The sequence below is a fragment of the Microvirga brassicacearum genome (genome assembly GCF_008757455.1).
GTDB classification, from domain to species: domain Bacteria; phylum Pseudomonadota; class Alphaproteobacteria; order Rhizobiales; family Beijerinckiaceae; genus Microvirga; species Microvirga brassicacearum.
In genome coordinates this window covers 228,197-250,305 of the sequence record NZ_VCMV01000014.1, presented here as the reverse complement: position 1 = coordinate 250,305, position 22,109 = coordinate 228,197, and the positions used below count along the sequence as shown (strand labels likewise).

General features: G+C 63.8%; 20 protein-coding genes. 9 read left to right on the top strand and 11 right to left on the bottom strand.

Translation table 11 applies throughout. The annotated features are described in order from the left end of the window. The first annotated feature begins 38 nt into the window (after positions 1–38). On the top strand, positions 39–2,222 hold the full coding sequence (locus FEZ63_RS11885) for an esterase-like activity of phytase family protein (protein WP_150944612.1): 2,184 nt from the start codon (positions 39–41) through the stop codon (positions 2,220–2,222). A 95-nt stretch (positions 2,223–2,317) separates the two neighbouring features. Here FEZ63_RS11885 and FEZ63_RS11880 read toward each other — a convergent pair whose 3' ends face one another. Beyond that, a complete protein-coding gene (locus tag FEZ63_RS11880; protein ID WP_150944610.1) occupies positions 2,318–2,554 on the bottom strand; it encodes a hypothetical protein in 237 nt (78 codons plus the stop codon). Positions 2,555–2,644: 90 nt separating this feature from the next. Then, positions 2,645–3,037: a DUF3775 domain-containing protein gene (locus FEZ63_RS11875; protein ID WP_150944651.1), complete on the bottom strand. Its 393-nt coding sequence runs from the start codon at positions 3,035–3,037 to the stop codon at positions 2,645–2,647. 215 nt (positions 3,038–3,252) lie between these two features. Between FEZ63_RS11875 and FEZ63_RS11870 the strand changes: the two genes are divergently transcribed. From FEZ63_RS11870 to FEZ63_RS11860, 3 genes are all read left to right on the top strand, one after another. After that, the gene (locus tag FEZ63_RS11870) at positions 3,253–3,507 is read left to right on the top strand and encodes a SemiSWEET transporter (protein WP_150944609.1); all 255 of its coding nucleotides are present in this window, start codon (positions 3,253–3,255) and stop codon (positions 3,505–3,507) included. A 35-nt stretch (positions 3,508–3,542) separates the two neighbouring features. Beyond that, complete coding sequence (locus FEZ63_RS11865; RefSeq protein WP_150944607.1) at positions 3,543–4,316, top strand: C13 family peptidase; 774 nt, start codon at positions 3,543–3,545, stop codon at positions 4,314–4,316. Positions 4,317–4,397: 81 nt separating this feature from the next. Further along, on the top strand, positions 4,398–4,739 hold the full coding sequence (locus FEZ63_RS11860; RefSeq protein ID WP_150944605.1) for a DMT family protein: 342 nt from the start codon (positions 4,398–4,400) through the stop codon (positions 4,737–4,739). A 7-nt stretch (positions 4,740–4,746) separates the two neighbouring features. On the opposite strand, the gene FEZ63_RS11855 is transcribed toward FEZ63_RS11860, so the two are convergent. From FEZ63_RS11855 to FEZ63_RS11845, 3 genes are all read right to left on the bottom strand, one after another. Continuing rightward, positions 4,747–5,886: a PQQ-dependent sugar dehydrogenase gene (locus FEZ63_RS11855; RefSeq protein ID WP_150944603.1), complete on the bottom strand. Its 1,140-nt coding sequence runs from the start codon at positions 5,884–5,886 to the stop codon at positions 4,747–4,749. An 82-nt stretch (positions 5,887–5,968) separates the two neighbouring features. Further along, positions 5,969–6,157, bottom strand: a complete 189-nt coding sequence (locus tag FEZ63_RS11850) for a hypothetical protein (RefSeq protein WP_150944601.1) — start codon at positions 6,155–6,157, stop codon at positions 5,969–5,971. Positions 6,158–6,290: 133 nt separating this feature from the next. Further along, complete coding sequence (locus FEZ63_RS11845; RefSeq protein WP_162419732.1) at positions 6,291–7,277, bottom strand: Bug family tripartite tricarboxylate transporter substrate binding protein; 987 nt, start codon at positions 7,275–7,277, stop codon at positions 6,291–6,293. Positions 7,278–7,511: 234 nt separating this feature from the next. Here FEZ63_RS11845 and FEZ63_RS11840 point away from each other — a divergent pair, with 234 nt between their 5' ends. The 4 genes from FEZ63_RS11840 (at position 7,512) to FEZ63_RS11825 (ending at position 13,423) form a co-directional block, all read left to right on the top strand. Then, positions 7,512–8,714, top strand: a complete 1,203-nt coding sequence (locus FEZ63_RS11840; RefSeq protein ID WP_150944597.1) for a pyridoxal phosphate-dependent aminotransferase — start codon at positions 7,512–7,514, stop codon at positions 8,712–8,714. Positions 8,715–8,875: 161 nt separating this feature from the next. After that, positions 8,876–9,349: a DUF992 domain-containing protein gene (locus FEZ63_RS11835; protein ID WP_150944594.1), complete on the top strand. Its 474-nt coding sequence runs from the start codon at positions 8,876–8,878 to the stop codon at positions 9,347–9,349. 153 nt (positions 9,350–9,502) lie between these two features. After that, positions 9,503–11,542, top strand: coding sequence for an elongation factor G (locus FEZ63_RS11830; protein ID WP_150944593.1), 2,040 nt, complete (start codon positions 9,503–9,505; stop codon positions 11,540–11,542). A gap of 144 nt (positions 11,543–11,686) precedes the next feature. After that, the gene (locus tag FEZ63_RS11825; RefSeq protein ID WP_150944591.1) at positions 11,687–13,423 is read left to right on the top strand and encodes an AMP-binding protein; all 1,737 of its coding nucleotides are present in this window, start codon (positions 11,687–11,689) and stop codon (positions 13,421–13,423) included. Between the two features lie 294 nt (positions 13,424–13,717). Here the strand turns inward: FEZ63_RS11825 and FEZ63_RS11820 are convergent, their stop codons facing one another. The 3 genes from FEZ63_RS11820 to FEZ63_RS11810 form a co-directional block, all read right to left on the bottom strand. Beyond that, on the bottom strand, positions 13,718–14,608 hold the full coding sequence (locus tag FEZ63_RS11820; RefSeq protein ID WP_150944588.1) for a LysR family transcriptional regulator: 891 nt from the start codon (positions 14,606–14,608) through the stop codon (positions 13,718–13,720). A 125-nt stretch (positions 14,609–14,733) separates the two neighbouring features. Beyond that, positions 14,734–15,696, bottom strand: coding sequence for a thioredoxin-disulfide reductase (gene trxB, locus FEZ63_RS11815; protein ID WP_150944586.1), 963 nt, complete (start codon positions 15,694–15,696; stop codon positions 14,734–14,736). Continuing rightward, positions 15,696–16,706 carry a mitochondrial fission ELM1 family protein gene (locus FEZ63_RS11810; RefSeq protein ID WP_150944584.1) on the bottom strand — a complete coding sequence of 337 codons (1,011 nt, stop codon included), beginning with the start codon at positions 16,704–16,706 and terminating at the stop codon, positions 15,696–15,698. Before FEZ63_RS11810 ends, trxB begins: the two co-directional genes overlap by 1 nt. 136 nt (positions 16,707–16,842) lie before the next feature. On the opposite strand from FEZ63_RS11810, the gene FEZ63_RS11805 reads away from it, so the two are divergent. After that, positions 16,843–17,325, top strand: coding sequence for an Lrp/AsnC family transcriptional regulator (locus FEZ63_RS11805; RefSeq protein WP_150944582.1), 483 nt, complete (start codon positions 16,843–16,845; stop codon positions 17,323–17,325). On the opposite strand, the gene FEZ63_RS11800 is transcribed toward FEZ63_RS11805, so the two are convergent. From FEZ63_RS11800 to carB, 3 genes are all read right to left on the bottom strand, one after another. Next, a complete protein-coding gene (locus FEZ63_RS11800; RefSeq protein ID WP_150944580.1) occupies positions 17,318–17,833 on the bottom strand; it encodes a hypothetical protein in 516 nt (171 codons plus the stop codon). The genes FEZ63_RS11805 and FEZ63_RS11800 overlap by 8 nt on opposite strands. Positions 17,834–17,859: 26 nt before the next feature. After that, the gene (gene greA, locus FEZ63_RS11795) at positions 17,860–18,333 is read right to left on the bottom strand and encodes a transcription elongation factor GreA (protein WP_150944577.1); all 474 of its coding nucleotides are present in this window, start codon (positions 18,331–18,333) and stop codon (positions 17,860–17,862) included. A 104-nt stretch (positions 18,334–18,437) separates the two neighbouring features. After that, positions 18,438–21,908: a carbamoyl-phosphate synthase large subunit gene (carB, locus tag FEZ63_RS11790; RefSeq protein ID WP_150944575.1), complete on the bottom strand. Its 3,471-nt coding sequence runs from the start codon at positions 21,906–21,908 to the stop codon at positions 18,438–18,440. Positions 21,909–22,109: the final 201 nt, after the last annotated feature.

Sequence of the window (22,109 nt, the reverse complement as noted above, 5' to 3'; positions counted from 1 at the left end):
GCATGCATCACGACGTTGACACGTTCTCGGGGATTCTCATGCATCACCAATTCGCCATCGGCTCGCTCGCCGTCCTTCTCTTGTCGGGTACGTCGCTCGGGGCGTCCGCGGCGGAGTATTTCGATCGGATAGCGAGTTTCCCGATCACGGCCAATCTGAGCGCGGACGAGGACCGCAAGGGCGAGACCGTGGCCGAGATCATTTCGGCGAGCGAGGACGGCAGGTTGCTCGTCTATACGGACAGCCCGCGCAAGGCGATCCGTTTCATCGACATTACGGACGCGACGCAGCCGAAGCCGGCCGGGATGGTGGCGCTGGGTGGCGAGCCGACGTCGGTGAAGGTTGTGGGCGGGCGCGCTTTCGTTGCCGTCAATACCTCCGAGAGCTTCACGAAGCCCGGCGGCAAGCTTGTGGTGATCGACCTTGCCGACAAGAAGATCGCGACCGCATGCGTGATCGCCGGGCAGCCGGATTCCATCGCCATCGGGGCGGGCGTAATGGCAATCGCCATCGAGAACGAGCGCGACGAGAAGTTCAATGACGGCGCCCTGCCGCAATTGCCCGCCGGCGGCCTCTTGGTCGGCGCGGTCGAAGGCGATCACTTCCAATGCGCGTCGCTCAAGCATGTCGATATGACGGGCCTCGCGGCAGTCGCCGGCGACGATCCCGAGCCGGAATTCGTGGACATCTCCGAGGACGGCAAGATCGTTCTGTCGATGCAGGAGAACAACCACCTGGTGGTGGTCGACGGCCGCACGGGCAAGATCGACGCGCATTTCTCCGCCGGCTCGGTCGATCTGAAAAACACCGACACCAGGAAGGACGGCAGGATCGCGCTGACCGATTCGCAAACTGGCGTCCCGCGTGAACCGGATGCGGTGCACTGGATCGACAACAACCGCTTCGTCACCGCCAACGAGGGCGACTGGAAGGGCGGTTCGCGCGGCTTCACCATCTTCAACAAGGACGGGTCCGTCGCCTACGAATCCGGCGCGAGCTTCGAGCATGAGGTCGTCGCCCACGGCCATTATCCGGACAAGCGCAACAAGAAGGGCGCCGAGGTCGAAGGCATCGAGGTCGGGCGCTACGGCCGCGACACGCTGATCTTCGTCGGCTCGGAGCGCGGTTCCATCGTCGGCGTCTATCGCCACACCGGCGCGGTGCCGGAACTGGTGCAGATGCTGCCGACCGGCATCGGCCCGGAGGGGCTTCTGGCCATTCCGTCGCGCAACCTGTTCGTCGCCACCAGCGAGGCGGATCTGCACGGGGAGGGCGGTGTTGCGCCCCACGTGATGATCTACCAGCGCGCCGAGCGGGCAGCGCCCGCCTACCCGACGCTGCGCTCGGCGAAGAATTCCGACGGGCTTCCCATCGCGTGGGGCGCGCTCTCGGGGCTTGCGGCCGACCGGAATCAGGCCGGAAAGCTCTACGCGGTGACAGATAGCGTCTACGGCGCTGCGCCACGCATTCTCACCATCGATGCCACCAGGACGCCCGCCCTGATCACCGCCGAAATTCTGGTGACGCGCAACGGCGCTGCCGCCGAGAAACTCGATCTCGAGGGGATCGCGGCCGCATCCGATGGCGGCTTCTGGCTCGCCTCCGAGGGCAACCCGGAGAAGGGTCTCCGCAACCGTCTCATCAGGGTTGATCCGAAGGGCGCGATCATCGAGGAGATCACGCTTCCGGCGGGTATCGAGGAGGGCGCAAAAAACTACGGTTTCGAGGGCGTCGCGGTGACCGGTACGGGCGCCGACGAAATCGTCTGGCTCGCGGTTCAGCGCGAATGGGCCGACGATCCGAAAGGACAGGTGAAGCTGCTCGCCTACACGCCCGCCGACAAGAGCTGGGGCGCGGTGCGCTACCCGCTCGACAAGCCGGAGGCTGGCTGGATCGGCCTATCGGAGATCACCGCAGTAGGCGATCGCGTCATCCTCATCGAGCGCGACAACCAGATTGCGGACAAGGCCAACGTGAAGAAGCTCTACGCGGTCCCGGCCGCGGACATGAAACCGGTCGCTCTGGCGAAGGATCTGCCGCTCGTCCGGAAGAACGCGTTGCGCGATCTGCTGCCGGATCTGAGAGCGCCCAAGGGCTACGTGCTCGACAAGGCCGAGGGCTTTGCCGTCGACGCGGCCGGCGATGCCTTCCTCGTCACCGACAATGACGGTGTCGACGAGTCCTCAGGCGAAACGCAATTCTTCAAGCTCGGCAAGTTCTGAGGCGAAGGCGGCCCAGAAAGGAAAAAGGCCGCTTCCAAGCGGCCTTTTTGATGTGTGCGCCGATCTGCGATTGGGCGGGGCTCGATGGGCCTCGTTCAGGCGGAAAACGCCGTGGGGCCGCGCGAATAGCGCGCGGCGCGATCGACCGACGACGCGTTCCTCAGCCGCGCCTCTCGTTCCGCTCGCATCTTCTCGACCGCTTCCATTTCATTCCACTGATGAAGATTGATGGCGTCGCTTGCCGGGAAGGTTTCCTGCAGCGCCTGGTCGAGCGCATTCTCGATGTGCCCCGTGCCGTCGGCCGCAGGCTTGTTGAATTCGCATGGAATCATCAACCGAACTCCTTGAGTCGCGGGAGTGTCGGCGCGATCGGTGTCGCAATTACGGCAGCTTCTCCGATAAAATGAGCCAGCATTGGCGGCTCAGCTGGCGCAACTCCGGCCCATGGCGGCGAGGCCCTCATCCCAGAGATCGCCGAGATTGGGGATGCCGAGAAGCCAGTCGGCGGTCGGCAGGACGTTGGCCGCCTCGCGCTCACGCGCCAGCCGAACGGCGTCGGACCATTCCGCCGGCTCCATGTCTCCGCGGCCGATATAGACCAGCGCGATCAGATCCGCGCGCTCATCCTCGTTCAGGCCTTCGATCACTTCGCGGAATTCCTCCTCGGTGGCGTCGTCGGGCGTGGCGACCAGGGCGTCGATGCCCCCGTCATCCGTCGGGTTCGAGCCGGAATCGGGATCGGTCTGGCCCTCTTTGACGTCGATGGCCTTCGCACGGAGAATGAGCTCGCACACCTTGTCGGTTGCGATGCCGATGGATGGTCCGTCGGAAAAGTCCTTGATCCTTGTCATGAAGGAAGAAACCCCGAAGAGCGCCTTCGGTTCGGCTCGATCTGCGGTCTTCTGATTGTGAAGTGCACCAGGAAGCTGCGGGCTCCCAGACCGGGCGGATGCCGCCCGCGCCGAATTGTAATGCGACGCAAGCGTAGCGTGATAAAGCTGCATCGACCCTGTTGTCTGACGATTCGATCATGCTCGGCATCCAAATTCTCGGCTTCGTGGCCGCCATCCTGACGACCGTCTGCTGGCTTCCACAGGCGCTCAAGACCTTGCGGACAAAGGACACCAAGTCCTTGTCGCTCGTCACGCAATCCGTCTTCGCGGCCGGCGTCGGTCTGTGGCTGGTCTATGGAATTCTCGTCGGCAATGCGCCGATCATCTTTGCCAACAGCGTGACTTTCGTTCTGGTTGTGCTCATTCTGGCAATGAAGTTGCGTTACGGCTAGGCTCGGGCAGCCTGCCCTCGGATTTGGGGACCTCGATGCGTCGCTTGGTTGCGCTTTGCCTGCTCGGCCTTTCACTGTCGTTCGGGCTGTCGGAAGAGGCCGCGGCCCAAAGGCCGTCGCGAGCCGCTGAGACATTCCGGCTGGAGCCGCAGCGGCCCGGCGAGACGGATGTCTACATTCTGTCATTCGGATTGTGGGGACCGCAGAGCGTGTTCGAGAGCGAAGCGCGTGGCGCCGCCCGCGTCCTCGAGGGCACCTTCGCGTCCAATGGGCGGTCCATCGTCCGCTCCAATACCAAGCGAAGGGCAGGCGCCAATGCGGCGACGCTGATGGCCGCATCGCGGGCGGTCGGCCGGGTTCTCGACCCGGGGCAGGATGTGGCGCTCGTCGTTCTCACGTCGCATGGGGCACCGGAGGGCCTCGGATTGGTGGGGCCGCGCGAGGCAGGCGTCCTGACGCCACGGGATGTCGGCGCGTTGCTCGATGCTTCGGGGGCGAGATACCGGATTCTCATCGTGTCGGCCTGTTATTCGGGCGTGTTCGCCGATGCCCTGGCCGATCCCCGCACGCTCGTCATCACGGCCGCCGCCGCCGATCGCTCCTCCTTCGGCTGCCGCGACGGTGCCACATGGACCTATTTCGGCGATGCTTTTTTCAACCAGTCCCTGCGCTCCGAGCGCCGCCTCGATGCGGCCTTTGCGAAAGCCCGCAATCTCGTGACCCAGCGGGAGAAACGCGAAGGGTTCGAGCCCTCGAACCCGCAGATTGCCGGCGGCGCGCTCGTGCTTGAACATTTGGCAAAACGCTAACGATGCCGTTCGCCACCTTGACTCCCGCGTTGGGAGGGATAGGCGCAATGCGCCCTCTCGAACTCCTTCCCATGATGATCCATGAACCCGCACATTACCCCGGTTGCGATGTTGATCGCCTCGAACGTCTTCATGACTTTCGCGTGGTACGGCCACCTCAAATTCAAGACGTCGCCGCTCTGGATCGCGGTCTTTGCCAGTTGGGGCATCGCATTCTTTGAATATTGGCTGGCGGTGCCCGCCAACCGGATCGGTTCCGCCGTTTATTCGGCGGCCGAATTGAAGACCATGCAGGAAATCATCACGCTTGCGGTCTTCGCGATCTTTTCCGTGTTCTACCTGAAGGAGCCGCTCGGCTGGAACCATCTGGTCGGGTTCGGGCTGATCGCCGCCGGGGCGGCGTTCATCTTCCAGGGGCGGTAGCGCGCCCTCATTCGGCCGGACGCATCCGCAGGATTCGGCCTTGCGGTGAATCGGTCAGCAGATAGACGAAGCCGTCGGGGCCCTGCCGCACGTCGCGGATACGCTCGCCGAGGTTTTGCAGCATCCGCTCCTCGCCCGTCACCTTGTCGCCGTTCGTCTCCAGCCGCGACACGAGTTTCGACGCAAGCGCACCGACCAGAATGCTGCCGCGCCAGGCGGGAAACTTGTCGCCGGTATAGAATGCCATGCCGGATGGAGCGATCGACGGGTCCCAATAATAGACCGGCTGTTCCATCCCGGTTTTGGCAGTGCCCTGGCCGATTTTTACCCCCGAGTAATCGACCCCGTAGGTGATGACCGGCCAACCGTAATTCTTGCCCCGCTGCGGGATGTTCACCTCATCGCCACCGCGAGCCCCATGTTCTACCGTCCACAATTGACCAGTTGAAGGATGCAGGGCGGCGGCCTGCACGTTGCGGTGCCCGATCGACCAGATCTCGGGCCGCGTTCCTTCGCGGTTGAGGAACGGGTTGTTGGGGGCAGGCTTACCGTCGGGCGTAATACGCACGATCTTGCCTAGGTGATTGGCCGGATTCTGCGCCTGATCGCGCAGATCGAAGCGATCGCCGAGAGTGACGAACAGGTTGCCGTCGCGGTCGAAGACGAGGCGCGAGCCCCAATGGTTGTTGCCCGTATGGGTGGGTTCCTGACGAAAGATCACTTGCGTGTTGTCAAGGGCGGTCCCTGCGTCGTTGAGTCGGCCGCGGGCGACGCTGGTCCCGGCGCGGCCGCCGCCCCGGTCTTCCGCGAAGCTCACGAAGACGAGGCGATTTCGTGCGAAGCCGGGCGAGAGCGCCACATCCAGCAAGCCGCCCTGGCCGCGGCTATGGGCCTTCGGCACGCCCGTCAGCGGTTCGGATAACCTGCCGTCGGTGCTGACGACGCGCAGGCGTCCCGGCCTCTCGGTGACGAGCATGCGCCCGTCGGGAAGGAACGCCATACCCCACGGATTCTGCAAATCGCGCGCCACGGTCTCGACGACGACCTCAACCTTGTCGGTTCTCAGGCGCTGCGTGTCCTGGGCAAGCGCCAGAGGCGCAAAGGCGACGGCGAAAGCACCGGCAAGCGCGAGGCGGAGTGTGGTCATGGCGGCGCTCCGTTCAAATCATCAGCCAGAGAGCTAACCGCTCAGTTGCCGGCGTCAACCGCGATCACCTCCGTGTTACGGACTAGCGATGGTCCAGGAGGACGCTCGATTGCGGGTCGGAGAGGGCCTCGCGGGTGGTCGCAAGGACCGAGATGGTGGCAAAGCCCATCAGCATGATCAGCGCCAGCATGAATCGGCATTCCTGCCGGCGGTCTAATCGCTGCACGCGCGACGCTACGTGATATTCGGTCTTTTTTCGCGATGCCGGCATTGGAGAAATCCTCGGGACGCTACTGCTCGTGGTTCGAAAAACACGTGCGAGTCGAGAAGGTTCCGGGAAAATCGCCGATGCCGGGGTCCAGTCGCCGCCGCGTGGGACGGCGACCGGATGTCTCGACTTCCGTTCAGTTCCCCTCAGGCATGATGTTGGCGGCCTTGATCACGTCCGCCCAGGTCTGGATTTCTTTTGCCAGGTACGGCTTAAAGGTCTCCGGATCCCGCACATTGAGGGTGAAGCCCAGCTTGGTGATGCGCTCCTTCACGTCCGGCTTGTTCAGGATCGCGAGGATCGTGGCCGAGAGCTTGTCGAGAATGGGTTTCGGCGTGTTCACTGGAGCAAAGAAGGCGGCCCAGGATTCCGCGTCCGCATTGGTAATGCCCTGCTCGCGAAGGGTCGGGACATCCGGCGCCTGCGGGTTGCGCTGCGGGCTGGCAAGACCGATGGCGCGCATCTGACCGGCCTGGAACTGCCCGAGGACGCTGGGCAGGGTCGAGTTCGAGACATCGATCCGGCCCGCCATCAACTCGGTCACCAGAGGCGCTGCGCCGCGGAACGGCACATGGGTCATCTTGATGCCGGTCCGGGTCATGAAGAGTTCGGTTGCCAGGTGCGACCCCGAGCCGACGCCCGTCGATCCGTAATTGAGCTTGCCCGGATCGGCCTTGGCCAGCGCGATGAGTTCCTGCATGGATTTCACCGGGAGGACGTTGCTCACCACGAACACGTGCTCGAAGGCCCCGGCGCCGGCAAGCGGCGCGAAATCCTTGATCGCGTCGTAGCCGGGCTCCTTCAGCAGGAACATGTTGTTGCCGTGCGTCTGGTTGTTGCCGAATATGATGGTGTAGCCATCCGGCTCCGCCCGGGCGACGGTCCGTGTGCCGACCGCGCCGGACGCGCCGGCGAGGTTCTCGACGATGACGTTCTGGCCGAGGGTCTTGCCCATTTCCTCCGCCACGATTCGGGCGATCACGTCCGTCGGTCCGCCTGCCGGGTACGGGACGACCATCCTGATGATCCGCTCAGGGAAGGTTTGTGCCGAGGCTGCTGTCGCGAGAAGGGTCGCGCCGGCAAACAGGCCGAATGCGAGGCGGCGGGTAATGGATGATTTCATGACGTCGAGCATCTCCTCAAAAACCCATTCGGAACGGGCTGTTTTGCTTGCTTGGCCGGCGCGAGCGGACTAGATCATGGTCCCGAAAAGCTCAACGGCTTTTCCGGCATGGACAGGTTCCAGCCTGTTGATCCCTTGGCGGTTTCTGATCGCCCGGGTGGGTCGTCTAGGCAGAAGCACTTTCGGGTTCGCGCCGTCTCCATTCCCTTCTAACGCCCCCCTCGGAGGATTCCCATGGGCTTTTTGTCTGACGCCCTTTCCCGCATCAAGCCGTCTGCGACGATCGTCATCACGCAGAAAGCACGGGACCTCAGAGCCCAGGGCCGCGATGTCATCAGCCTCTCCGTCGGTGAGCCGGATTTCGACACGCCGGACAACATCAAGGAAGCGGCCATGGCCGCAATCCGCCGCGGTGAAACCAAATACACCCCGGTCCCCGGCATCGTGCCGTTGCGCGAAGCCATCGCCCGCAAGTTCAAGCGCGAGAACGGGCTCGACTACAAGCCGTCGCAGGTGATCGTCGGAACCGGCGGCAAGCAGGTCATCTACAACGCGATGCTCGCGACCCTGAACCCCGGCGACGAGGTCATCATCCCGGCGCCGTACTGGGTGTCCTACCCGGAAATGGTCGGGCTCTGCGGCGGCACCGCCGTTCCCGTCGACACCACCATGGAACACAATTTCAAGCTCCAGCCGGGGCCGCTGGAACGCGCCATCACGCCGAAGACCAAATGGATCATCCTCAACTCGCCGTCGAACCCGACGGGCGCCGCCTATACCCGCGCGGAGATGAAGGCGCTCACCGACGTGCTGATGCGCCATCCGCATGTATGGGTGCTCACGGACGACATGTACGAGCATCTGACCTTCGGCGATTTCGAGTTCGTCACGCCCGCGCAAGTGGAGCCCGGCCTCTATAACCGCACGCTGACCATGAACGGTGTGTCGAAATCCTACGCCATGACCGGCTGGCGGATCGGCTATGCGGGGGGGCCCGAGGAACTCATCAGGGCCATGGACTTCGTGCAGGGACAGCAGACGTCGGGCGCGTGCTCGATCGCCCAATGGGCGGCGGTGGAAGCTCTTGACGGTCCGCAGGATCACCTCAAGGTCTTCAAGAAGGCCTTCGAGGAACGCCGCGACCTCGTGGTGTCGATGCTGAACCAGGCGAAATACCTGAAATGCCCGATGCCCGAGGGCGCCTTCTACGTCTATCCTTCCTGCGCCGAGGCCATCGGCAAGACCGCGCCGTCCGGCAAGGTGATCGAGACGGATGAGGATTTCGTCGCCGAGCTCCTGGATTCGGAGGGCGTCGCCGCGGTCCACGGCTCCGCCTTCGGGCTCGGCCCCAACCTGCGCATCTCCTACGCCACCTCCACGGCGGTCCTGGAAGATGCCTGCCACCGCATCCAGCGCTTCTGCGGCAGTTTGCGGTAATTCATGGTTGCCCTGTGGCCCTGAGGGTCACAGGGCAACCGCCGGCTCCTCCGCCTCAGGGGCGGGACCGGCGGCATCTTCCAAATTCACCCCTGAGCCTTTGGAACGCCACGCCGCTTTGGCCGTTAACGGCCAAGCTGATCATAGCTGGAGAGATCGCCATGTTTCGCGCCGTTGCCTCAATCGCCGTTCTGACTGCCGTCGCCGCGCTCGGCGCCACCGAGGCGAGTGCCCAAAGCCGCACCCGTACCGGCGTGCTGACCTGCAACGTTGCGGGCGGCGTCGGACTGATCCTGGGCTCGCAGAAGGCGACCTCATGCGTCTTCGATCCCCGTCGGGGTCCGAACGAGCGCTATACCGGGGTCATTCGCAAGTTCGGCCTCGATATCGGCGCCACGCAGCGCGGGGTGATCAGATGGGCGGTGCTGTCCGAGGGGAATTTGGCTCCGGGCTCCCTTGCCGGCAGCTACGTGGGCGCCACCGCTGAAGCCACCGTCGGCGCCGGCCTCGGGGCGAACGTGCTCGTGGGCGGCAACAACCGCACGGTCGCGCTGCAGCCGCTTTCGGTGAGCGGTCAAACCGGCCTGAATTTCGCGCTCGGCGTCGGCGATCTCGAGTTGCGCCCGGGCCGATAATCGCGCGCCATCATCGGATTTGAGCGGCCGGGCACAAGCCCGGCCGCTTCCGTTTGCGCAAACACGCTTGCCAACCGGACAGGACAGGCAGAGCATTGGCGCCAACGCGACGGTCAAGAAACGCGCTTTCTCGGGGCAGGGAAGGAGACTTTCATGGCCACCAGCGGCAGAGAAGCCGGGGGCCCGCGGTGCATTGCCATCGTCGGCCCGTTCCAAAGCGGCAAGACCACACTTCTCGAAGCCATCCTCGAACGCACAGGAACCATCGGACGAGCCGGGCGCGTCACCAATGGCGACAGCGTCGGGGATTCCAGCGCCGAAGCGCGTTCCCACGGCATGAGCATCGAGCCCAACGTGGCAAGCGTGTCGTTTCTCGACGACGGCATGACATTCGTCGATTGCCCCGGCTCCATGGAATTCATTCACGAGATGCGCAATATCGCGCCGGTCTGCGATGCGGCAATCGTCGTGTGCGAGGCGGACGAGCGCAAGATTCCCGCCCTCGAGGTGGTGCTGCGCGAACTCGAAGAGGCGGAGATTCCGCGCTTCGTCTTCATCAACAAGATCGATACGGCGACCCGGCGGGTGCGTGAGACGCTGGCGCTTCTGCAGGTCGCCTCGCGCACACCGCTGCTGCTGCGCCAGATCCCGATCTGGAAAGACGGCATTGCGGTCGGCTTTATCGATCTCGCGCTGGAGCGCGCCTTCATCTACCGCGAGCATGCGGCGAGCGAGATCGTCGACATTCCGGACGGCGAATCCCTGCGCGAGCGCGAGGCGCGGTTTGCCATGCTCGAACGGCTGGCGGATTACGACGACGCGCTGATGGAGGACCTGATTTCCGAGATCGACCCGCCTCGCGATCGCATCTTCGAAGATCTTGCGCGGGAGCTGAAGGATCAGCATGTGGTGCCCGTCTTCATCGGTTCGGCCGAACGGGGAAACGGCGTCACGCGGCTGCTGAAAGCGTTGCGGCACGAAGCGCCGACACTTGCCGAGACCCGTGCCCGCCTCGGTGTTTCGGAGGATGGTGCGCCGCTCGCCCAGATCATGAAGACGCTGCATATGGGGCAGGGCGGCAAGCTCTCGGTCGGCCGCGTGCTGCGCGGCGGTTTCCACGAGGGCGACACGGTCGTCGGCTCGCGCGGCGCCGAAGCGCGCATCGGGTCGCTGCTGGCGCTCACTGGAGCCAGCACGGCGCGTATTCCCGAGGCGAAAGCGGGCGAGACCGTCGGCTTCGGCAGGCTTGAGGGCTTGGCAACCGGCGATTGTTTCGCTGCGGGCAAGACCCGCCCGGAAGCCATCCTGTCGAATGCCCCACCTGAGCCCGTCTACGCATTGTCGCTGCGGATCAAGGATCGCAAGGACGATGTTCGTCTTTCCGGCGCGCTTGCCAAGATCAGCGAGGAGGACCCCTCGCTTATCGTCGAGACGTCGCCGGAACTCGGAGAGATCCGGCTGCTGGGACAGGGCGAGATGCACCTGCGGGTGGCGGTCGAGCGCTTGCAATCCCGTTTTCAGGTCGGTGTTGAAACATCGAAGCCGCGGGTCGGCTATTGCGAGACGATCCGCGCCCCGGCATCCGCCCGGGGGCGGCATCGCAAGCAGACCGGCGGGCACGGCCAGTTCGGGGATGTGATGATCGAAATTCGTCCCTTGCCGCGCGGGGAAGGTTTTGCGTTCATCGACCGCATTTCCGGCGGCGTGGTCCCGCGCCAGTACATTCCCTCGGTCGAGACCGGTGCAAGGGATGCGGTGAAATGCGGCCCGCTCGGCTTTCCCGTCGTCGACCTGGCGGTGACGCTGACGGACGGCTCGTACCACACGGTCGATTCCTCCGATGCGGCCTTCCAGGCGGCGGCGAAACTCGCCCTCGCCGAGGCGTTGCCAAAGGCAAAGCCCGTGCTGCTCGAACCAGTTCTGGCGGTCGAGATCACGATTCCCACCGACGCGCTCTCCAGGGCGACCGGACTGGTGACGTCCCGGCGCGGTCAGATTCTCGGCTACGATTCGAGGCCGGGATGGGCGGGTTGGGACGTGCTCAGCGCGACGATTCCCGAAGGCGAGATCGGCGACCTGATCGTCGAACTGCGCTCGGCAACGGCCGGGGTCGGGACCTTTTCGACCCGCTTCGACCACATGGCCGAGTTGAGCGGAAAGCCCGCCGAGGCCGTGACGCAGAAGGCGCACTAGCACCACCCTCGCTTACTGGAGGTTGGCCGGCGCGACCCGCCGGCCAACCGGCCATCGACAAACTTCCTCCGCCGCGCCAAGTTAAATCCCAGAGGAGACATCATCTCCCGTCATGCGACCGCGTCACTGCGGAGGAAATATCATATGAACGTCACTGGGTCGGCGGCCGCGCCAGGTTCCGAAACCGCAATTTCCGCCTCCGCGTCGGCGTCGCGCCCCTGGCTGAAATCCTATCCTCCCAAGGTTCCGCACACGATCGACGAGACACAGATCGGCACGCTCGTGGACTTCTTCCGGCACGGCGTCACCGCCTACGCGGACCGGCCGGCGGTTGAAAGTTTCGGCAAGCAGATGACCTATGCGGAGCTTGGACGCGAGGCTGCAAAAGTGACCTCGTGGCTGCAGAGCCTCGGCATCGGAAAAGGCGACCGGGTCGCCATCATGCTGCCCAACGTGATGGCCTACCCGCCGATCCTGTACGGCGTGCTCAACGCTGGTGCGACGGTCGTCAACATCAACCCGCTCTATACGCCGCGCGAACTGGTCCAGCAGATGCGCGATTCCGGTGCGCGCCTTCTGTTCGTACTCGAGAATTTCGCAGCCACGGTCGAAGCGGCGGAGGCCGATCTGAAGCTCGATCAGATCGTCATCGTGAAACCTGGTGACCTGCTCGGGTTGAAGGGGTCGATCATCAATCTCGTGTCGCGTTATGTGAAGAAGGCCGTCAAGCCGTTCACGCTCGCCGGCGCGATCCCGTTCAGGGATGTGATGTCCAAAGGTGCGCAAAAGCCGCCCACGGCGATTGATGTCTCGCCGGATGATATCGCGTTCCTGCAATATACCGGCGGCACGACCGGCGTGGCCAAAGGCGCAATGCTGCTCCATCGCAACGTGGTGGCGAACGTGATGCAATGCGAGGCGTGGATGGTGCCGTATTTCGGGGAGCGCACCGATCACGTGATGGTCACGGCCTTGCCGCTCTATCACATCTTTGGATTGACGGCCTGTGCGCTGCTGATGCTGAGGATCGGCGGATGCCAGTTGTTGATTACAAATCCGCGCGACATTCCGGGCTTCGTGAAGACGTTGAGAGCGCGTCCTTTCACGCTCATGTGCGGCGTCAACACGCTCTACAACGCATTGGCGCATGCGCCGGGCATCGAGGACGTGGATTTCTCGCACCTCGTGTTTGTGATTTCCGGCGGTATGGCAACGCAGGCGTCGGTCGCAAAGAAGTGGCAGGAGGTCAGCGGCTCGCCGATTATCGAGGGATACGGCCTTTCGGAAACCTCTCCGGTGGTTTGCGTCAATCGCCTGGACATCAAGGAGTTTACCGGAACCATCGGTTATCCCGTGCCGTCGACCGATATTTCCGTTCGCGCGCCGGACAATGCGGTCCTGCCGTTCGGCGAGCGCGGCGAATTGTGCGTGAAGGGGCCGCAGGTGATGGCGGGCTATTGGCAAAAGCCCGAAGAGACCGCGAAGGCCAGGACACCCGATGGGTTTTTCCGGACTGGCGACGTAGCGGTCATTCTCCCTGACGGACAGGTGAAGATCGTCGACCGCATGAAGGACATGATCCTGATTTCCGGCTTCAACGTCTATCCCAACGAGGTCGAGGATGTGATCGCGATGCATCCGGGCGTGATGGAATCGGCGGTGATTGGCGTGCCTGACGGCGAGGGCGGAGAACTCGTGGCGGCTTACGTGGTGCGCAAGGATCCGGCACTCACCGTCGATGCTCTCCGGCAGTTCTGTCGCGACAATCTCACGGCCTACAAGGTGCCGAAGCGAATCGAGTTTCGCGACACGCTGCCGAAGACGAACGTAGGCAAAGTGTTGAGACGCGCGCTCAAGGACGAAGTCGCGAGCCACCGCTGAGGCGATGTTACCGGAGCGGAGAAGTGCGCGGCATCTCGACAACGCAAAAAAAAGCCGGGCACGAGGCCCGGCAAAGTAGAGGTCCGACTAAAGAGAGTCAAAACCTTCCAGAGGGAACGGCCGACGCGGTATCACCGGGAGGAAGAAAGTGATGCCGCGTTGAATTCGACCAATGCTGATATCGGCTGCATCGTGCTCTTTTGCAATGCAGCATGCATCATAAAAGGGCTGCAGCGAGTGCATGGCTCATATCGTGAGCCGCCACAAAAAGGTCACGTTGCCAAGCTTGGCTGATTAGAATGTCCAGCGCTGCGCTTTCGTGATGAGGAAATCGCGAAACGCCTGCACGCGCGCAACCGAGCGCATTTCTTCGGCATAGACGAGATAGCTGTCGAGCGAGGGCATTTCCACGTCGCGCAGAATCTGCGTCAGGTTCGGATTTCCCACCACCGCATAATCCGGCAGCACGGCGATGCCGGCTCCGGTTTCAACCGCGAGCTTCAGCGCCGTGATGTTGTTGACCATGTAGTGATATTGGCGCGGCTCCATCCCGTCGCGCCCCGCCGTCGACAGCCAGTGCACGGCCAAAAGATACGATGGCTCCTGACCGCCGAACGAGACGATCCTGTGCTTGTCCAGATCGGCGATCGTGGCCGGTTCGCCGAAGCGCTTGAGATAATCCGTCGATGCGTAAACGTGGAAATGGATCGTGAAGAGACGGCGCTGGATCAGATCCGGCTGGGCCGGACGGCGCAGGCGGATCGCCACGTCGGCCTCGCGCATGGCGAGGTCCAGTTCCTCGTTGTTGAGAATCAGTTCGACGCGGACATCCGGATAGAGATCGAGAAATTCACCGATCCTCTGCGCCAGCCAGATCGAGCCGAGGCCAACCGTGGTGGTGACTTTCAGGGTGCCGGACGGGCGCTCGCTGGTATCGACTAGGCGAGCCTTCGTGGTCTCGAGCCGCATCCGCATGTCGCGGGCCGCGCGAAACAATAGGTCGCCCTGCTCGGTCAGGATCAGTCCGCGGGCATGGCGGTGAAAAAGCGGGGCGCGCAGCTCGCGCTCGAGGGCACTGATCTGGCGGCTCACGGCGGACTGGCTCAGGCCGAGATCCTCACCGGCGCGGGTGAAGCTGCCAGCCTCCGCGACGGTGTAGAAAATCCGGATTTTGTCCCAATCCACGACGTGTTCCTTGTGTCCAGCGCACGCGTGGCCGGTTGTGCCTTATGTCCTGCGAGAGCCCGCTGGATACAATAGGAATTCCGCCCGAACGGTTAACATATTTTCCAAACCCCAACGCGGGCGGGCTATTCGGCCGCCTGCTGCGTCAGTTCGATTGCCTGCAGGTAGCGCTCGGATTCGAGCGCCGCCATGCAGCCGAGACCCGCTGCCGTCACCGCCTGCCGGTAGACATCGTCCGCCACGTCACCCGCCGCGAAGACGCCCGGGATATTGGTGGCGGTCGAACCGGGTTTCGTCTGGAGATAGCCGCCGGGCTTCATGTCGAGCTGACCGACGAAGAGCTCGGTCGACGGCTTGTGGCCGATGGCGACGAAGACGCCGTCGGTTCGCAGTTCGGAAATCTGGCCCGACACGACGTTCTTCAATTTCACATGGGTGACGGAGAGGGGCGCCGCATCGCCACCGATATCCTCAACGGCCGAATTCCAGATGACTTCGATATTCGGGTGCTTGAAGAGCCGGTCCTGCAAAATCTTCTCGGCCCGGAACGAATCGCGGCGGTGGACGACCACCACCTTGGCGGCAAGATTGGCGAGGTAGAGGGCCTCCTCGACCGCCGTGTTGCCGCCGCCGACCACCACGACTTCCTTGCCGCGGAAGAAAAAGCCGTCGCAGGTGGCGCAGGCCGAGACCCCGAAGCCCTGAAACTTCGCCTCGGAGGGCAAGCCGAGCCATTTGGCCTGGGCGCCGGTGGCGATGACGAGCGAATCGCACGTGAAGGTGGCGCCGGAATCGGCCTCCAGCCGGAACGGGCGTTGGCTGAGATCCGCCTTCACCACGTGATCGGCGATCATCCGGGTGCCCACATGCTCGGCCTGCATCCGCATCTGTTCCATGAGCCAGGGACCCTGGATCACATCCGCGAAGCCGGGGTAATTCTCCACATCGGTGGTGATCATCAACTGCCCGCCGGGCTGGAAGCCGGAGATGAGCAACGGTTCAAGCATGGCGCGGGCACCGTAGATCGCCGCCGTGTAGCCGGCTGGGCCGGAGCCGATGATGATAAGCTTGGCGTGGGTATGGGCCATCAAGGTCTCTCCGGTCCATCGGACGCATCGGCAAGACCGAGGGCGCGGCGATGGGAAGCCACGCCTCTGGCGATGGCGTTGGCGATGTCAAAGGTTGAATTTAAGGGCTCGTAGGGGGTGCCTTCAAGACGACCCCTGAAAGCATGCACAATTCCCTCGGCTTTCAAAGCCCGCAGGAAGGTGTCGAGCTTGGGATGGCCGCCATGCGGCTCGAAGACCAGCACGGGAACGCCCGTCGCCGCGGCTTCGCCGATCATGTTGAACGAATCCGCCGTGACGACGATGAAATCCGCCAGGGCCAGCAGCGCCACGTAGGGGTTTGAGCCTTCGCCGTCCCAGAAGAAGCCGCCATGGGCCTTCGCCAACGCGATCAGGCGCTGGCGCAATGCCTCGGGAGTGCGGCGCGAGGCCGTCATCATCAGCCCGGCACCGGTCCCGGCCAACGCCGTCAGATCGTCGGCGAAGCGCGCAATGTCCTCGCCGGCAAAGCGGTGATGGCGGCTGTCGCCGCCCACCAGCACCGCCACCCGAGGATGGGGCAGGCCTGCGAGCCGCCCATCGGGCGCTGCCCGCGCCTCGGCGAGCCGCTCGGGCGAAATCCGGTGGGGCGGCGTGAGCGTGTTGAGGACATTCGGCCCGCGGATCCGGTCGTAGCTCGGCGCCCAAATGAAGTCGGCGGCGGAAGGGCCGGTCCGAGGGTCCTTCAGAAACACCGTGAAGGTCCGCCCTCCCGAGGCGTGCCGCGCGAATCGCAAATAGGGCACCGACCGTCGGCCGGATGCGATGAGAAGGTCGGGGAAAGGGGGGGCCAGCGGTGAATTGTGAGCGCCCGGGCGTTCGCGCGGATCGATGGGCCCCCAGGGCATGAACCAGCTGAAGGGCGGCCGGGGGCGGACGCGACGGATCTCCGGATCGAGCCCGAGCGCCTCCGCGACGCTCAGCGCCTGCAGTTCGTCCCCGGCCTTGCCATCCGTCAGAACCCACGCTGTCAGGGGAGAAAGGGACATCATGTGGACGGGTCTGCGCAAGAATCGATCAAGGTGCCTGTGGAGTTCATGAGGTTCGTTGCGATGACGGGGCGAGGGCTGCTTGTGTCCACCGTCTACACCGTCTAGTCACCACAGACGAGCTTTTCCCGGAGATCACGTGCGCGGACGTCTCGATTCCATCGACTGGGCCATTCTGAAGGAACTGCAGGCCGACGGCAGCATCACCAATGTGGAGCTGGCGCGGCGCGTGGGCCTCTCGGCACCCCCGTGCCTGCGGCGGGTGCGGGCGCTTGAAAGTTCCGGAATCATCAAGGCCTACCGGGCGATGCTCGATCCCAAGGCGCTCGGCTTCGAGATCGTGTGCTTCGCCATGGTGCAATTGTCGGTCCAGGGGCAGACTGAACTCAAGGCATTCGAGGACCACATCACCGGATGGACGGTGGTGCGCGAATGCTGGAAGCTCTCCGGCGATATCGACTTCATCCTGAAATGCGTCGCGCCCAATCTGGGCGCCTTCCAGAGTTTCGTCTCCGATCTGACCTCGCTCGCAAACGTCCGGAACGTGCGCACGGCGCTGGCGCTCGACATGATCAAGGACGAGCCGCTGATTCCGATTGAAGCTGCGGCCGAGATTAGCTGATCAAGTCCCGCCGAAGCCATCGGACATAATGTCGGGCGACCGCCACCGCGCGGCCCTGCTCGTTCGGGGTCAGGGCGCTGGTGCGGACATCGAGAACCGCCAGTTGCGGGTGCCGGGCGATGACTTCGCCGCGCGGCCCGATCGCCAGAGCTTCGCCGCTGACCGAATCGGTCCCGCCGCCGCCCGGGCCTCCGCCCCACCACCGCTCTCCACCGCCGTCGGGGAACGCGGTCAGGACGACCCCCGTGATACGCACGACGAGGCGAGGGCCGCGCGGATCGATCCGGTCACCGAAAGAGCGCCGGAGTTCATCGAGCGTCGCTGCCGCGACGAGATCGGCGAAGGGCCCGAGCCCCTTCGCCTTGAGCACGCTCACATCCACCGACAGGGATGAGAAGAATTGCGGGAAGGCCTGGGCCGTGGCGGGGAGGGGCGCCGCGACAGAAAGGGCAGTCAGCCCGAGGATAAAGCCGCGGCGCGAGGGGCAAGGCATGATCTGAACCCTCATCTCCTGCCCCCTCGCTGTTGATATTGTTAGCCGAACTTGACGCCAACGACCTCGTAGGATTTCCCGCCGCCGGGGGTCGTCACCTCGACGGTATCCCCGACAGTCTTGCCCATCAGGGCGCGGGCGATGGGAGAGGAAATCGATACCCGTCCCGAGCGGACGTCCGCTTCCGGGTCGCCGACGATCTGGTAGGTTTTCTCTTCCTCGGTGTCCTCATCGACAAGCCGCACCACCGCGCCGAACTTGATTCGGTCGCCGGACAGCTTCGCCACGTCGATGACTTCGGCGCGCGAAATCAGGCTCTCCAGCTCAAGCACGCGCCCCTCGTTGAGGGATTGCGCTTCCTTGGCGGCATGATACTCGGCATTTTCCGACAGATCGCCCAGCGCGCGCGCTTCCGAGATCGCCTGAATGATCCGCGGTCGATCGACCTGTTGCCGCTGCTTGAGTTCTTCCTCGAGCGCTGCATGACCGTTGATTGTCAGAGGGACCTTTTCCATCGTTCGTCTCGTTCAAAAAGAGGTACGAGGCCGCCGTTTCCGACGCCCTCGCTGATCAACGAAAACTTCCGTGAAGCTTCGCAGTTCCTTGAGAGGCTGACGCCTCAGGCGAAATAGTCCTGAAGCGGCCGAACCTCAAGATCGCCGCCGAGATAGGCTTTTATACCCTCGGCTGCTGCGATCGACCCTGCAAGAGTGGTATAGTAGGGCACCTTATGCAAGAGGGCGGCCTGGCGCAGCGAACGGGAATCTGACAGCGCCCCCGCCCCCTCGGTGGTGTTGAAGACGAGCTGGATGTCGCCGTTCTTGATGGCGTCGACCACGTGAGGCCGGCCCTCCAGCACCTTGTTGATGCGGCTCGTCTTCACGCCATTCTCCACCAGAAATTTCTGGGTACCGCTGGTGGCGACGATCTGGAAGCCGCTTTCCTCCAGCGCCCGGACGGTCGGCAGGATCCGCGCCTTGTCGCTGTCCCGGACGGATACGAACAGCGCGCCGGTCTTCGGAACGTGGGTCCCGGAGCCGAGCTGGCTCTTGGCGAAGGCCACGCCGAAACTGCGGTCGAGGCCGATGACTTCGCCAGTCGAGCGCATCTCAGGGCCGAGCAGGACGTCTACCCCGGGGAACCGGGCAAACGGAAACACCGCTTCCTTGACGCCGATATGGTCGAATTCCTTCGCCACGAGCCCGAAACTCGCGAGGCTTTCGCCGGCCATGATGCGGGCCGCAATCTTGGCGATCGGCTCGCCGATGACCTTTGCGACAAACGGAATGGTGCGCGAGGCGCGCGGGTTCACCTCAAGCACGTAGATGTCGCCATTTTTGATCGCGTATTGGACGTTCATGAGGCCGCCGACGTCCAGCGCCAGTGCCAGCGCCTTCGTCTGGCGCTCCAGTTCGGCCAAGGTCTCCGCGGACAGGGAGCGCGGCGGCAGCGAACACGCCGAGTCGCCGGAATGAATGCCCGCTTCCTCGATATGCTCCATGATGCCGGCAACGAAAACGTCCTTGCCGTCCGAGAGGCAATCCACGTCCACCTCGATGGCGTCCGAGAGGTAGCGGTCGAAGAGCAGGGGGTTCTTGCCCAGCACGGTGTTGATCTGGCCGGTCTTGTCGTTGGGATAGCGCGATTTCACGTCCGACGGGATCAAGCTCGGCAGGGTGCCCAGCAGATAATCCTCGAACTGGGCCTCGTCGCGGATGATCGCCATCGCCCGGCCGCCGAGGACGTAGGACGGCCGCACCACGAAAGGCAGGCCGAGGTCGCTCGCGATCAGGCGGCTCTGCTCGACCGAATAGGCGATGCCGTTCTTGGGCTGCTTCAGATGCAGCTTGTCGAGCAGACGCTTGAAACGGTCCCGGTCCTCGGCGAGATCGATGGCGTCCGGCGAGGTGCCGAGGATCGGGACGTTGTTTTCCTCCAACGCACGCGCGAGTTTCAGCGGAGTCTGGCCACCGAACTGCACGATGACGCCAAGGAGCGTCCCCTTGGAGCGTTCGGTCTCGATGATCTCAAGCACGTCCTCCTCCGTCAGGGGCTCGAAATAGAGCCGGTCGGAGGTGTCGTAATCGGTCGAGACGGTCTCGGGATTGCAATTGACCATGATGGTCTCGTAGCCCGCATCCTTCAGCGCGAAGCAGGCGTGGCAGCAGCAATAATCGAACTCGATGCCTTGGCCGATCCGGTTCGGCCCGCCGCCGAGGATAATGACTTTTTTGGCATCCGACGGCGCCGCCTCATCGGCGGGCACCCCGGCGAAAGGCGCCGTGTAGGTCGAGTACATGTAGGCGGTCGGCGAGGCGAACTCGGCCGCGCAGGTGTCGATCCGCTTGAAGACCGGACGCACCGCGAGCGAGCGGCGCAGGGTCCGGACCTCGACTTCGGTCGTGTGAGTGAGAACCGCGAGCCGCGCATCCGAGAAGCCCATGGCCTTGAGATGGCGGAAGGCGCCGGGCGTTTGCGGCAGGCCGTGCGCCTTCACCTTGGCCTCCAGATCGACGATGGCCTGCAATTGCTCCAGAAACCAGCGGTCGATCTTGCAGCTCTCATAGACGTCGTCGTGGCTGACGCCGAGACGCAGGGCCTGCGCGACCTTCAACAGCCGGTCGGGCGTGGGCGTGCCCAACGCCGCCTTGATGGCATTGCGGTCGTCGCCCTTGCCCAAGCCCTCGATCTCGATCTCGTCGAGGCCCTGGAGACCCGTTTCGAGGGAACGCAGGGCCTTCTGCAGCGATTCCGGCAACGTGCGGCCGATGGCCATGGCCTCGCCCACCGACTTCATGGCGGTGGTGAGCGTCGGCTCGGCCCCCGGGAATTTCTCGAAGGCGAAACGTGGGATCTTGGTCACCACGTAGTCGATGGTGGGCTCGAACGACGCCGGGGTCGCGCCGCCCGTGATGTCGTTGGCGATCTCGTCCATCGTGTAGCCGACAGCAAGCTTCGCCGCGACCTTGGCAATAGGAAAGCCCGTCGCCTTGGAAGCCAGCGCCGAGGAGCGCGACACCCGCGGGTTCATCTCGATGACGATCATCCGGCCGTTCTCGGGGTTGACCGCGAACTGGACGTTGGAGCCGCCGGTCTCGACGCCGATCTCGCGCAGGACCGCCAGCGAGGCGTCGCGCATGATCTGGTATTCCTTGTCGGTCAGCGTCAGGGCCGGCGCGACCGTGATCGAATCGCCCGTATGGACGCCCATCGGGTCGATGTTCTCGATGGAGCAGACGATGATGCAGTTATCCGCCTTGTCGCGGACGACCTCCATCTCGTATTCCTTCCAGCCGAGCACGCTCTCCTCGATCAGGACCTCGTTGGTGGGCGAGGCATCGAGGCCCCGCTCGACGATGTCGAGAAATTCCTCGCGGTTATAAGCGATGCCGCCGCCGGTGCCGCCCATGGTGAAGGATGGCCGCAGGATGGCCGGGAGGCCCACTTCGGAGAGCGCCAGCAGGGCCTCGCCCATGGCATGTTCCTGATACCGCTTGCGGCGTTCGTTCTCGCCCGCATTCCATTTTAGCTCGTAGCTGGCGATGGTCCGCTTCTTGTCGCCCGGATGCATATCGAGGGCATTCAGGCGCGCCAGTTCGGCGAGGTAGGCGTCCCGGTCGGCTTTCTTGAGCGCCGAAGCGTTGGCGAGGCGGGATTTCGGGGTATCGAGGCCGATCTTGGTCATCGCCTCGCGGAAAAGCTGGCGGTCCTCGGCCTTGTCGATGGCCTCCGCCGTCGCGCCGATCATCTCCACGTTGTATTTCTCGAGAATGCCCATCTTCTTGAGCGACAGGGCGCAGTTCAGCGCCGTCTGGCCGCCCATGGTCGGCAGCAGGGCGTCGGGACGCTCCTTCTCGATGATCTTGGCGACGATTTCGGGCGTGATCGGCTCCACATAGGTGGCGTCGGCCAGATCCGGATCCGTCATGATCGTTGCCGGGTTCGAATTGACCAGGACGATTCGGTAGCCCTCTTCCTTCAGCGCCTTCACGGCCTGCGTGCCCGAATAATCGAACTCGCAAGCCTGCCCGATAATGATCGGGCCCGCGCCGATGATGAGAATGGAAGAGATGTCGGTCCGTTTCGGCATATGGCCACCCGTGTCCAGCCGCGCGGCCGCATGATGCGGCGCTTCCTGCGCAGCCGGGATGTTGTCAGATTGAAGGTTGAGAGAGGCTCTTACACGGACGTTGGGCAATTTCAAAGCTGGCCGCGCTTATTAAACCGGATTCTCTTGGCATTGCGCAATATTATAACTACAACTGATCGGCAAATTGGGGGGTGCCATGAG

Excerpts from the sequence above, each read along its gene's own strand:
- carB (WP_150944575.1), bottom strand. The coding sequence starts at position 21,908 with ATGCCGAAACGGACCGACATCTCTTCCATTCTCATCATCGGCGCGGGC.
- FEZ63_RS11845 (WP_162419732.1), bottom strand. The coding sequence starts at position 7,277 with ATGAAATCATCCATTACCCGCCGCCTCGCATTCGGCCTGTTTGCCGGC.
- FEZ63_RS11800 (WP_150944580.1), bottom strand. The coding sequence starts at position 17,833 with ATGAGGGTTCAGATCATGCCTTGCCCCTCGCGCCGCGGCTTTATCCTC.
- trxB (WP_150944586.1), bottom strand. The coding sequence starts at position 15,696 with ATGGCCCATACCCACGCCAAGCTTATCATCATCGGCTCCGGCCCAGCC.
- FEZ63_RS11855 (WP_150944603.1), bottom strand. The coding sequence starts at position 5,886 with ATGACCACACTCCGCCTCGCGCTTGCCGGTGCTTTCGCCGTCGCCTTT.
- FEZ63_RS11840 (WP_150944597.1), top strand. The coding sequence starts at position 7,512 with ATGGGCTTTTTGTCTGACGCCCTTTCCCGCATCAAGCCGTCTGCGACG.
- FEZ63_RS11860 (WP_150944605.1), top strand. The coding sequence starts at position 4,398 with ATGAACCCGCACATTACCCCGGTTGCGATGTTGATCGCCTCGAACGTC.
- FEZ63_RS11885 (WP_150944612.1), top strand. The coding sequence starts at position 39 with ATGCATCACCAATTCGCCATCGGCTCGCTCGCCGTCCTTCTCTTGTCG.
- FEZ63_RS11880 (WP_150944610.1), bottom strand. The coding sequence starts at position 2,554 with ATGATTCCATGCGAATTCAACAAGCCTGCGGCCGACGGCACGGGGCAC.
- FEZ63_RS11825 (WP_150944591.1), top strand. The coding sequence starts at position 11,687 with ATGAACGTCACTGGGTCGGCGGCCGCGCCAGGTTCCGAAACCGCAATT.
- FEZ63_RS11835 (WP_150944594.1), top strand. The coding sequence starts at position 8,876 with ATGTTTCGCGCCGTTGCCTCAATCGCCGTTCTGACTGCCGTCGCCGCG.
- FEZ63_RS11830 (WP_150944593.1), top strand. The coding sequence starts at position 9,503 with ATGGCCACCAGCGGCAGAGAAGCCGGGGGCCCGCGGTGCATTGCCATC.
- FEZ63_RS11870 (WP_150944609.1), top strand. The coding sequence starts at position 3,253 with ATGCTCGGCATCCAAATTCTCGGCTTCGTGGCCGCCATCCTGACGACC.
- greA (WP_150944577.1), bottom strand. The coding sequence starts at position 18,333 with ATGGAAAAGGTCCCTCTGACAATCAACGGTCATGCAGCGCTCGAGGAA.
- FEZ63_RS11850 (WP_150944601.1), bottom strand. The coding sequence starts at position 6,157 with ATGCCGGCATCGCGAAAAAAGACCGAATATCACGTAGCGTCGCGCGTG.
- FEZ63_RS11865 (WP_150944607.1), top strand. The coding sequence starts at position 3,543 with ATGCGTCGCTTGGTTGCGCTTTGCCTGCTCGGCCTTTCACTGTCGTTC.
- FEZ63_RS11810 (WP_150944584.1), bottom strand. The coding sequence starts at position 16,706 with ATGATGTCCCTTTCTCCCCTGACAGCGTGGGTTCTGACGGATGGCAAG.